Consider the following 10690-nt stretch of genomic DNA (forward strand, 5'->3'; position numbering starts at 1 on the left):
AGGATGCCGAGGAGGTTGTCACATGCCCCTAGCCGATGACGCCGTGGAGGCGCGCGCCCAGGGCTGGCGCACCCTCGCGGCGCTGCACGCGAAAATCGAGGACAGGCTGGAGAAAGCGCTCCAGAAGGAGCACGAGCTGAGTGTGAGCGAGTACACCGTGCTGGACGCGCTGGCCAGGCAGGACGGCTGGCACATGCGCATGCAGCAGCTCGCCCGCGCCGTCGTGCTCAGCCAGAGCGCCACGACCCGGCTGGTCACCAGGCTGGAGAACCGCGGCCTGCTCAGGCGCTACCTGTGCGAGGACGACAGGCGGGGCATCTACTCGGAGGTCACGCAGGCCGGGTTCGAGCTCCTCGGCCGGGCCGGTCCCACGCACGACGCCGTGCTCAAGGAGGTGCTGGACGAGGCGGCCGAGCAGCCCGAGCTGGCCCCGCTGGTCTCGGTGGTCAGGGCTTGACGTTGCTCTGGATCTCGCCGACCGGCACGTCCCGGGTGGCGCCGACCTGCACGGGCGCGAACTGGAACGGCACCACGTCGCCGGCCGCCTGGACCGGCCAGACGGTGGTGACGGTGAGCGTGTACTTCTCGCGCGGCTGATCGATCGACGAGCGCAGGTAACGCACGCCGCAGGTGAACTCCGCGCCCTTGACGTACGGCTTCCCCGAGGGCCCGCAGCCGTCCTCGCGCACCTCGGCCCGGTCCGCGCCCGTACCAGCGTCGATCTTGATGTCCTGCAGCGTGGCCACCAGGGTCACGCTCATGACGCCGGGGATCGACGCGGTGACCGTGCGGCGCGGCCGGCCGACGTTCTCCAGCCAGACATAGGTCGGGAGGTTGACGAAGCTCTTGGCGTCGGGGTTCAGCTTGACGGTGGGCTCCGGGACGGTCAGCGCGGCCCTGGCGATCTGCGCCAGCTGCTCGATCGTGATCCCGGACGGGGGCGTGACGTTCGGCGGCACGAAGACGAACAGCTCGAGGCCGCCCCAGCAGGCGGCGCCGTTCGGATCGGCCTTGTTGTACGCGGGCACCCACCACCGGCCCGGCTTGCCGAGCTTGTCCTTGAACTGCTGGATGAAGGCCCGGAAGCTCTCCTCGTCGATGCGCGCCCGGTTGGCGGGGTCGCGGCCCTCGGTGTGCAGGCGGAACATCTCCTCGGCGTTCAGGCTGGGCTCGTACCAGCAGGGGCGCGGAATGCGATAGCCGTCCCCCCTGCCGCCCCGGGCACCGTCACCGGTGATGGTGATGCGGCTGGCCTCCAGGTTCACGAACCTGGTCGGGCCGGATCCACCCGCATCGACGTCGACCTTGGGAGGGTCTGTCGGAAAGAGCATCAGCGGCACCGCGAGGAGTATCGCGATCAAAGGTTTCATCGGGTGCATCTCTCTGTGGAGGTGATGTAGGACCTGATGCGCCACACCCCGTCGTCACCACGGTGAGCGACCACGCTCTGGCTGTAGGGGGTGCGCAGCCAATCGGGTTGAGGGGCGACGGCCTTGCCGGTGCGGGAAGAGATCATCCGCACCCCCGACTCGTCCACGCACGCGTTGACCTGGGCGCCCTTCCCCATCTGCGCGCTGACGCGCAGCTTGTAGAGCCGGCTCGTCCCCCGCAGCGAGCGTTCCTGGTCGACGAGCTGGTTCACCCACTCCGTCGCCTGCTCCTCGGCGTTGATCTCGAGATCGCGCTTGTAACCGCGGGTGCCCTCCACAACGGCCTTGCGGGTGCCCACGTACTGGTCGACCATGACCTTCAGCAGCGGGTCGGGGTCCGCGGGCCACTCCACCCGCACGCGCAGGCCCTCGCCGATGGCGATGGTCTGGGGGCCGGACGGCAGCGCCTTCTCCGCCGGGTCCGCACTCTCCGGAGCTTGCGCTGAGGGTCTCGGCACCGGAGCGGGCGTGTACGGACGCTCGGCCTGCCCGCAGCCGGCCAGGACGATCGCCAAGAGCACCAGGACTCGTCTCATGCCGATGACTCCCTCACCACATGGATGCGCCACGTGGGCAGCAGTTCCTCGATCAAGGCCTCGGTCTCCGGGGCCATCCCGCCGCCGTACGGGTGCGAGGCCGCCCTGCGGGTCAGCCCCTCGACGACGGCACGCAGCCGTACGACGTCCTCGGTCGCGTGCGTGGCCCGCAGCAGGTCGCGCCAGAGGCCCTCGTCGTCGGCCGCCAGCAGCAGCGCCGCGCGCACGGCCGCCACCGCGGCGTCCGGCTGGCCGTGCGCGAGCCTGAGCTCGCAGAGCCGGTGCGCCGCGTCGGCCACCTCGGCGGCCACGTCGTACTCCAGGTCCTCGGCCGCCAGCCAGGCGTACCTGCCCGGCTGGCGGCCGGTCAGCAGCGGGCCCCTGACCAGGCCGAGCGCCTTCTCCAGCAGCACGGCCCTGGCCGTCTGGTCGCCGTGCGAGCGGCGTACGAGCTCGCGGAAGAGCGCCCAGTCCGTACGCACCTCGGGCCCCAGGCTGAGCCGGCCGGCCTCGTCGGTGAGCAGGTGGTCGGGGCCCAGCCATTCGGCGACCCTGGCGATCGTGGCGTCCCTGACCATGGCCTGCACGCCGCGCGGCCACAGCACCCCGCCGAGCACCGAGGGATGCACGCCGCCGGGATGGGTGGCCAGGTAGACCAGCAGCTCGGTGGCCAGCGCCATCCGGCCTTCCTCCAGCGGCCGCAGGCCCGTGACCTGGATGGGGCCGAGAATCCTGATCTCGACGGCGGGCGGGTGCAGCCCTTCCAGCGGCTCCGGCTCGGGGACGGGCTCGCCGTCGACCCGGTCGGCCGTGCGGAAGAGGTCGACCAGCGCCTGGTAGTGGCGGCGCGGCAGAAGCTGGGCCTGCACGTCGAAGCCGAGCTCCGCGATCCTGGCCCGGCCGTCGTCGCCGATCTCCAGCGTCCAGGTGGCGTGCGGCACGTCGCCCGCCAGGACGTACCCGGCGGTGTCCCTGCGGGCCAGCAGCGCGAGGCGCCTGGCCTCCTCGTGCGTGGGCGCCACCGCCGACAGCAGGTAGTGGGCGTCGCGCGGGCTGCCGGAGATGCGCCCGGTCAGCACCTCCCTGCGCGGTGCCGCGCTCGCCTCCAGTTCGGGCAGCACCTCGGCCAGGCCGCCCACGGCCCTGATCCGGTCGGGCGCGATGGCGGTCAGCTCCGCGCCGAAGCCCACGAGAGTGACGCGCATGCGGTCGGACCAGCGGTTCGTGGCCAGCTCGACGGCGAGCGCGGCCAGCGCGGCGGTGGTCTGCGGGCCGCGCACGTTGATCAGGCCCTGCGCGGCCTCCAGGTCGATCAGCACGCGCCCGCTCGCGTCCGTGCCGATGGAGACCAGCCCGGGGTACGGTGCCCCTCCTGGCTGGTCCTCCAGCAAACGGCCCTCGTGGGCCGGCAGCCGCCAGACCTGGCCGCCGTCCTGGGTCGTCCAGGGCGCGGGCGGGTTGTCGTCCGGCGGATGGATCCACAGGTCGAGGGTGCGTGCCGACAGGTGTGCCCCGTACACGGTGGGCGGGGTGCGGTTCTGGGCGGCCAGCTCGGCGCCGAGCAGCCGCAGGCCGATGTCGAGGATGCGGGCGCCCGGCGCGTCGCCGCCCAGCCGGAGCGCGACCTCGGCCTGGGCGGCGTCGTCGCGCGGGCGGACGATCCGGCGGCCGAACACCCTGCGCCAGAGCTGCTCGCGCCGCCGCCTGGCCAGCACCAGCAGCAGGCCGGCGGCGGCCAGCGAGGCCGAGGCGAGGTAGTCGGTGAGGTCGGCCTGGCTCTCCTGGATGACGATGGGCTGCTGATCGGCCCGCTGCTCCGGCTGGCGGTGCCTGGCCTCGGTCTTCTTCTCGGTCTTCTTCTCGACGTGGTCGCTCTTCGAGCCGTGCTCGAGGTGCCGGTCCACGTGCGCTCTGCCGGGATGCTCGCGCAGCGTCTCCGCGCGGGGCTGGTCGGCGGGGACGATGTGGACGTGCCTGGCGTCGTCCGGCATGTCGAGCACCCAGCCGGGCCTGATCAGGTCGGCCATGCGCAGGCGGCTGCCGTCCGGCTGCTCCTTCGCCTGGTTGAGCCGGTAGATCTCGGGATATCGGCGGCCGTCCCCTAGGCACTTCTCGGCGATCTCCCACAAGCTCTCGTGGTGCCGGCCGTGCGGGGGCTGCACCACGTACACCTTCTTGGTCTTGTTCGTCTCGAGCGTCTTCTCGACGATCGGCGCCGAGTACGCGACCGCCGTCACGGGCGGCGCGGCCGGGGTCGGCGCCAGCTTGACCAGCGGCGCGATCATCGCCCCGGTCGTGAACAGCAGCAGCACGGCGCCGACGAGCTTGTTGGCCAGCGCCTGCGTCCCGCCCGAGAGCGGCACGCGGGCGGGCATGCCGACCCTGCGGACCCCGGCGTACACCTCGACCACGACGCACACGAAGAGCTGGAACCAGGCCAGCCACACCAGCAGCACCAGCACGGCCACGATCGTGCTCGGGCCGACGCGGCTGGTGAGCAGGTCGAGGTCGAGCAGCTCGGGCGCGATCGGCGGGCCGACGAAGGTGAGCAGCGCGTACGGCACGCCGCCCACGAGCGCGACCAGCACGATCAGCGACACGATCCCGGCGAGCACGTCACCCGCGCTGCGCCTGGCCTTGACGCGCACGGGCTTGTGACGTCCGTGCGGACGCGCCGGCTCTCGCGTCGCCATCGTCTCTCCCTTCCGTCGTCCAGCGTCGTGCCTGGTACGTCCGCCGATCCATCGAGTGATGCGATTCGGTCTATCTGGTCGGTCTATCTCGCTTCGGGCGCGGCGACCGCCTGGGCGGTCATCTCCGAGCCGGGGAACCCGATCGCGCCCAGGAAGAACGCCTGCCACTTCACCGACACGGTGACCGTCACCTGCGCCTGGCCCACGGTGCACTGGCCCCGGGTCACGTCGTCGCCGCCCTGCGCCGCGACGATCTCGTCGGCCCTGGCGCACACCTGGTCCTCGCCGAGCAGCCGGGTCTGCCCGGTGGCGCGCAAGTGGTCGACGTCGATCTGGTCGGCGCCGGCCCGCGCGGCCTGCTCGGCCACGTCGGCGGCGCGCAGCCGGGCGTTGATCGCCGCGCCGCCGTCCACGAGCAGTCCCGCCAGCAGGAACACGACGACGGAGAAGAGCACGGTGAAGACCGACATCGACCCCCGCTCATTCATCGACCCTCCTGAACTGCTCGATCGGCACCACCGCCGTGCCGGTCATCCGCTTGGCGCCGCCGAACCCCAGGAACCCGAGGTCCAGCTCGCAGCTCACCTCGGCCTGGACCTGGCCGCCCTGCTCCCATGCGGAGCCGTCCAGCGACACCGACGGCGACCCGCAAGGCCCGGTCAGCGTGCTGTCGGCGATGGCCTTGGCGGCGGCCTCCGCTTCGCCGAACGAGCGCTGCACCGACGCGGCGCGGGCCGCGTCCCTGGCCGCCCCGTTGACCCGGCCCTGCGACTCCACCAGCACCCCGGCCCCGGCCAGGAACATGAGGAAGAGCAGGAAGACCGGGGCCAGCATCACGGTCTCCACGGCCATCGAGCCGCGCTCTCCCCCGCTCACGAGCAGTCCTCGCCGCCGTTGTCGGGGCGGAAGCACTCGACGGGCCCGCCCGCGGTGGCGGTGATCGTGAACGTCAGCTGCGGCAGGAGCGGGATGACCTGTACGGCGCTGCCGGTCACCGTGACGAAGCGCTCGTCGGGCTCCTTCTCGGACGTCGTGGCCGTGGCGCCCTGGAGCAGCTTCGGGCCGACGGCCTGGATGATGTCGGTGGCTTTCGCGGTGGCCTGCCCCGGCCAGTCACCCGAGTCGAACGGCGCCGCCCTGGCCACGCGCGCGCCCTCCTGAGCGGCCGCCTCCGCGACCTGGCGGGCGTGGAACCAGAGCGCGACCTGCACGATGAGCAGCGCGACCGCCAGGATGACCGGCATGAGGATGGCCAGCTCGATCACCGTCGCACCCCGCTCGCCCCTTTTACGGGTTGCCACCGCCGCCACCACCGCCGAAGTTGCCCTGGATCTCGCTCTGCTTCTGCTCGACCAGCGTCTTGATCAACGTGGCCAGGCCCAGCGCGACACCGGCGATGATGGCGGTGATGATCACCCATTCGACGGCGGAGGCGCCGCGGGTGGGGGCGGTGCGGGCGCGGTGGATGCGCACGCTCAGGTACGCGGTCAGATACACGATCCAGGGATGGTTCATCAGGACCCCAACATCTTCATTGCGGCGGGAAAACTGAGAAAAATCACGAAACCGGCGCAGAGCAGGAGCTGGGCGACGAGCATCGACTGCGACCGCTCGCCGGCCCTGCCCTCGATCTCCGCCAGCTCGCGGCGGCGCAGCGTGGCCGCCCTGGCCGTCAGCGACGCGCGTACTTTGGCGCCGTCGTCGGCCACCAGGCCCAGCGCCGCGGACAGGTCGCGCAGCTCGTCGACGTTGATCTCCTCGCCGAGCTGGCCGAGGGCCTGCCAGGGGGTGATGCCGACGATCCTGGCGCCGCTGAGCGCGTCGCGGATGCGGCCCATCGCCCAGTTGGGCTGCTCGCCGCTGACCGAGACGGCCATCATGAGCGCCTCGGGGACGCCGCGGCCGCCGGCCAGGTTCATGGAGACGAGGTCGAGGAAGGCCCCGACGACATGGCGGAAGTCGCGCCGCCTGGCCGCCGCGTCCTTGCGTACCTGAAGGTCGGGCAGGAAGAAGAAGACGACCGCGACGAGCACGGCGGCCCAGAACGGGACGGCGAGCGAGGTGCCCCACTCCATGAGCACCAGCCAGCCGAGCAGCAGCGGGAAGGCCAGCAGGCCGCTGGCCGCCAGCAGCACCTTGCCGGCCAGGTACGCCTCGAACGAGCGGCCCAGCAGCGCCAGGTCGGCCCTGATCGACTTGGCCTCCCAGCCGCGGGACCCGTACAGGCGGGCCAGCCGCTCGCCCAGGCCGCGGCGGAACGCGCTGACCTCCTCCTCGGGCAGCACGAGCTGGATGCGGGGCCCGCCCGCGTCCTCGCGCACGGCGTCGAGCGCCAGCAGCCGCGCCACCAGCCCGGGGCGGGCCGGGAAGAGCGCCCTCAGCAGCACGAACAGGCCGAGCCCGAGTACGGCTCCGCCCAGCGCGCCCTCAACCATTGCCGCCTCCTCCCATGAGCAGCCGCGTCGGCTTGTCGAACCTGGCCAGCCGCTTCATCCAGGCGAACCCGGCCCCGAACAGGCCGGCGACGACCACCAGGACGGCCTGGCCGAGGAAGCCCTCGTACTCGGCCACGTACGAGGGGTTGAACAGGATGAGGAGCCCGGCGAAGACCAGCGCGGTGATCACCACGATCTGGACGCTGCGCCTGGTCGCGCGGCGTTCGGCCTCGACGCGGCGGCGCATGTCGAGCTCCTCGCGGGCCGAGACGGCCAGCGCGCCCAGCACGTCGCGCAGCCCCGGGCCGCGCAGGCGGGAGTTGAGGATGAGCGCGGCCACCACGAGGTCGGCCGAGGGGTCGTCGAGCTCGTCCGCGAACAGCGCCAGGGCCTCGGGGAGCGCCATCCTGGTGTGCAGCCGGTCGATCATGGCGCGCAGGTGGGGCCTGAGCGTGGGGGCGGCGGCCCTGATGGACGACGGGATGGCCTGCTCGAGCCCGGCCGCGCCGGCGATCGTGTCGCGCAGGGACTCGGTCCAGGCGGCCAGCCCTTCGAGGCGGCGCATGGCGGCGCGCTCCTCGGCGGCCCCGCCCGAAAGGCCGCGCCAGGCGAACACGAGCAGCACCGTGCCCGCCGCCATGACCGGCCAGCCGGTGATGATCAGGACCAGCCCGGCGGCCACCACCGCCACCGCGGTGCGGGTGGTCAGCATCTTGACCAGGTGGCGCTTGGGCTGGGGCGGGCGGGGTCGCATGCCGTACAGGGACATGAAGAACAGGAACAGGCCGCCGCCGCCGAGCGCTCCGCCCAGCACCGCGGCCAGCATCGCCAAGGGGTCGAGCACCATCGCTCACCACCCCCCTGGCGTGTAGCCGTGGGCGGCGAGCTCCTCCAGGCAGGAGACCGGGGCGTGCGGGAGGGCGATGCCGTCGGGGCCCGGCGCGAACACCTCGCTCGACAGGACGCGGCCGTCGACGCCGTTGACCTCGCGGATGCTGGAGACGTAGCGGCGCAGGGTGCCGCCGACGTTGTAGTCGTTGCGCTTCTCGATGAAGACGACGAAGTCGATGGCGCCCGCGATGAGCATGTGGGTGGCGTCGATGGGGAGGCGTTCGCTGGCCTGCAGGGCGTAGGTGGAGATGCGGTTGAAGACCTCCATGCTGGAGTTGGCGTGGATGGTCGACAGGGAGCCGTCGTTGCCCTGGGTCATCGCGTTGAGCATGGTGACGATCTCGTCGCCGAGGACCTCGCCGACGATGACGCGGCTGGGGTTCATGCGGAGTGAGCGCCTGACCAGCTCGGCCATGGAGATCTCGCCCTGGCCCTCGGAGTTGGGCAGGCGCTGCTCGAAGGCGACGACGTTGGGGTGGAGCTCGGGGAACTGGTCGAGGCCCAGCTCCAGGGCGCGTTCGACGGTGATGAGACGCTCGCTGGGCGGGATCTCGTTGGCCAGGGCTCGGAGCAGGGTGGTCTTGCCGGCGTTCGTGGATCCGGCGATCATGATGTTCTTGCGGGCGGCGACGGCGGCCGTCAAGAACCTCGCTATGTCCCGACTTATCGTGCCGTTGCCTGCTAAGTCGGACAGGAAGACCTTGCCGAGGCGGGCGCGGCGGATCGAGACCGCCGGCCTGACGGTGACGTCCATGACGGCGCTCAGCCTGGAGCCGTCGGGCAGGCGCAGGTCGAGCTGCGGGTTGGCGGTGTCGAACGGCCTGCTCGACAGGCCCGAGTACGCCGCCAGGATCTGGATGAGCTCGACCAGCTCGTCGTCGGACTCGGCGACCGGGTCGTGCATGACCTCCTGGCCGTCGGCGTAGCTGACGAACACCTTGTCGCAGCCGTTGATGTCGATGTTCTCGACCTCGGGGTCGTCGAGCAGCGGCTGCAGCCTGCCCACGCCGAACAGCGCGGCGTGGATGCCGGCGGCGAGCGCCTCTTCCTCCTCGACCGTGGGCGGCGTGCGGCCGAGGCCGATCTCGTTGCGGGCGTGCTCCTCGAGCACCCGGGAGATCAGCGCCCTGGCGAACTGGCGCTCGTCCTCCCCCGTCATCGGGGGCAGGCCGTTGGCCTGGTCGAGCCGGCGCTGGTGGGCCAGGCGGTCGCCGACCTCCTGGCGGAAGCGCTTGACGAGTGAGTGGTCGATCATCGGTGGCTCACCAGCCTCGTCGCCAGGTCGCGTGCCGTACGGATGAGGAGCGAGCGGTCGAGGCGGCCGCCCCACTGGCCGCGCAGCAGCTCGGCGCCCTTGGGGTCGTGCGCCAGGCCGTACACGTACGGGACCACCGGGCCGACGATCCTGCGTACGTCCTCGATGGAGGCGCGGTAGTTACGCGGGTCGGCGATCACGGCGACGCCGTGCGCCTTGGTGATCTGGAGGCGTTCGCGCAGGTGGGCGACGTGGTCGAGGGTGGCCCTGGTGAGCAGCACGACCTGCTCGGCCTCGGCGATCAGGTCGCCGAGCTGCGGGTACGCGCCGAGCCGGCCGCAGTCGGCGATCACGTCGGCGTCCGGGATGGCGGCGAGCGACCTGCCCAGAGGCCCCCACAGCCAGGTCAGCCCGGCGGCCTGCTCGCCGTGGGTCAGCCCGACCAGCACGTCGAGCCCTCCGACGATCTTCTGGGTGTGCTGGTGGATCTGGGCGGGCTCGAGCCCGCGCCGCGCCGTGGCGCCGAGCGTGAGGAGCCCCTTGCCGGGGTTGAGCACGCCGCCGTCCACGGCCGGGAGCCGGTAGGCGATGTCGCCGCCCGCCGGGTCGCATTCGGCCAGCAGCACGGGACGCGGCCACACCGCCGCCAGGGCCGTCGCCGCAGTGGTCACACCCGGCGCGCCCTTGTCGGCGGCCAGTACGATCAGGGCCACGTCAGCGTGCCCCCGGTAGCTCGGCCACCGCGATCTCCCCGCTGGAGGCGAACGCCACCATTTCCGGCGACGCCGTCGCATCCACGACCACGGTGATCTGACCGGAATTTCCCGTCCGGGACTTGTCGCCGACCGAGAAGACGAGCGCGCTTTCGGCGAGTACGCGTGTTTGTCCCTGACCGGAACGGCTTGGCACGTATATCACCTGGACGCGGTCGCCCGGCTGCACTTCCGCAGGCATTTGCCCCGGCTTGAGAGACAATCCGACGGTGGCCTTTCCCTCGCCCAGCTCGGTGCTCGTCCTGACGCCCATCTTGTTCGTCAGCAGGGTGCCGGGGAGGATCGTGACGGTCGCGAAGCTCTTGGTCACGAGGTCGCGCTGCGACCAGCTCACGTAGTCGACGCCGCTGTCCGCCGCGATCTTGACTTCTTCGAGGGCCTGCTCGGTGAACTTCTGACCTGCGCCGACCTGCTGGGTGACGCGGATCGCGGAGACCCGGTCGCCACTGCGCAGCACGAGCAGCGTCGTGGCCAGCGCGCCGCCGAGTATGAGGAGAACGGCCAGGGCCGCCAGGGCCGGCTTGCGTTCTCGAGGGGGCACGGGGAGCTTGCGCGAGGCCGGGCCGGACAACCCCGCCGCCGCGTTGACGGCAGGCTTTTCACTGGTCCTCATGGGTGGGGGGCTCCCAATTGAATGGTGGAATTCCCCGCCATTATGTGGGGCCGGACGTGCGCTC

General features: G+C 71.8%; 13 protein-coding genes. 1 reads left to right on the forward strand and 12 read right to left on the reverse strand.

All coding sequences use genetic code 11. The features are described from left to right. The first annotated feature begins 22 nt into the window (after positions 1-22). The gene (locus AB0H84_RS27770) at positions 23-457 is read left to right on the forward strand and encodes a MarR family transcriptional regulator (RefSeq protein ID WP_357610070.1); all 435 of its coding nucleotides are present in this window, start codon (positions 23-25) and stop codon (positions 455-457) included. Here the strand turns inward: AB0H84_RS27770 and AB0H84_RS27775 are convergent. The 12 genes from AB0H84_RS27775 to AB0H84_RS27830 all read right to left on the reverse strand — a co-directional run bounded on the left by AB0H84_RS27775 (position 447) and on the right by AB0H84_RS27830 (position 10626). Continuing rightward, complete coding sequence (locus tag AB0H84_RS27775; RefSeq protein WP_357610073.1) at positions 447-1370, reverse strand: hypothetical protein; 924 nt, start codon at positions 1368-1370, stop codon at positions 447-449. The two genes, AB0H84_RS27770 and AB0H84_RS27775, sit on opposite strands and share 11 nt — an antisense overlap. Beyond that, positions 1367-1966 (reverse strand): hypothetical protein, encoded by a 600-nt coding sequence (locus tag AB0H84_RS27780; protein WP_357610076.1) that lies wholly within the window; start codon positions 1964-1966, stop codon positions 1367-1369. The genes AB0H84_RS27775 and AB0H84_RS27780 overlap by 4 nt, the downstream gene beginning before the upstream one ends. Continuing rightward, entirely contained in the window at positions 1963-4659 is a 2697-nt protein-coding gene (locus AB0H84_RS27785; RefSeq protein ID WP_357610079.1) for a BTAD domain-containing putative transcriptional regulator, read from the reverse strand. The genes AB0H84_RS27780 and AB0H84_RS27785 overlap by 4 nt, the downstream gene beginning before the upstream one ends. A gap of 83 nt (positions 4660-4742) precedes the next feature. Then, positions 4743-5147 (reverse strand): flp pilus-assembly TadE/G-like family protein, encoded by a 405-nt coding sequence (locus AB0H84_RS27790; RefSeq protein WP_357610082.1) that lies wholly within the window; start codon positions 5145-5147, stop codon positions 4743-4745. Beyond that, positions 5140-5535 carry a TadE/TadG family type IV pilus assembly protein gene (locus tag AB0H84_RS27795; protein ID WP_357610085.1) on the reverse strand — a complete coding sequence of 132 codons (396 nt, stop codon included), beginning with the start codon at positions 5533-5535 and terminating at the stop codon, positions 5140-5142. Before AB0H84_RS27795 ends, AB0H84_RS27790 begins: the two co-directional genes overlap by 8 nt. Further along, a complete protein-coding gene (locus AB0H84_RS27800) occupies positions 5532-5960 on the reverse strand; it encodes a TadE/TadG family type IV pilus assembly protein (protein ID WP_357610088.1) in 429 nt (142 codons plus the stop codon). Before AB0H84_RS27800 ends, AB0H84_RS27795 begins: the two co-directional genes overlap by 4 nt. Continuing rightward, positions 5947-6174, reverse strand: a complete 228-nt coding sequence (locus AB0H84_RS27805; protein WP_357610090.1) for a hypothetical protein — start codon at positions 6172-6174, stop codon at positions 5947-5949. The genes AB0H84_RS27800 and AB0H84_RS27805 overlap by 14 nt, the downstream gene beginning before the upstream one ends. Next, on the reverse strand, positions 6174-7094 hold the full coding sequence (locus AB0H84_RS27810; protein WP_357610093.1) for a type II secretion system protein: 921 nt from the start codon (positions 7092-7094) through the stop codon (positions 6174-6176). Before AB0H84_RS27810 ends, AB0H84_RS27805 begins: the two co-directional genes overlap by 1 nt. Then, positions 7087-7941, reverse strand: a complete 855-nt coding sequence (locus tag AB0H84_RS27815) for a type II secretion system F family protein (protein ID WP_357610096.1) — start codon at positions 7939-7941, stop codon at positions 7087-7089. The genes AB0H84_RS27810 and AB0H84_RS27815 overlap by 8 nt, the downstream gene beginning before the upstream one ends. Positions 7942-7944: 3 nt before the next feature. Further along, positions 7945-9240: an ATPase, T2SS/T4P/T4SS family gene (locus tag AB0H84_RS27820; protein WP_357610099.1), complete on the reverse strand. Its 1296-nt coding sequence runs from the start codon at positions 9238-9240 to the stop codon at positions 7945-7947. Then, positions 9237-9953, reverse strand: coding sequence for a hypothetical protein (locus AB0H84_RS27825; protein WP_357610101.1), 717 nt, complete (start codon positions 9951-9953; stop codon positions 9237-9239). The genes AB0H84_RS27820 and AB0H84_RS27825 overlap by 4 nt, the downstream gene beginning before the upstream one ends. Before the next feature lies 1 nt (position 9954). After that, positions 9955-10626 (reverse strand): hypothetical protein, encoded by a 672-nt coding sequence (locus tag AB0H84_RS27830; protein WP_357610104.1) that lies wholly within the window; start codon positions 10624-10626, stop codon positions 9955-9957. Positions 10627-10690 lie beyond the last annotated feature (64 nt).

The sequence above is a fragment of the Nonomuraea sp. NPDC050786 genome, assembly GCF_040654115.1.
Taxonomy (GTDB): domain Bacteria; phylum Actinomycetota; class Actinomycetes; order Streptosporangiales; family Streptosporangiaceae; genus Nonomuraea.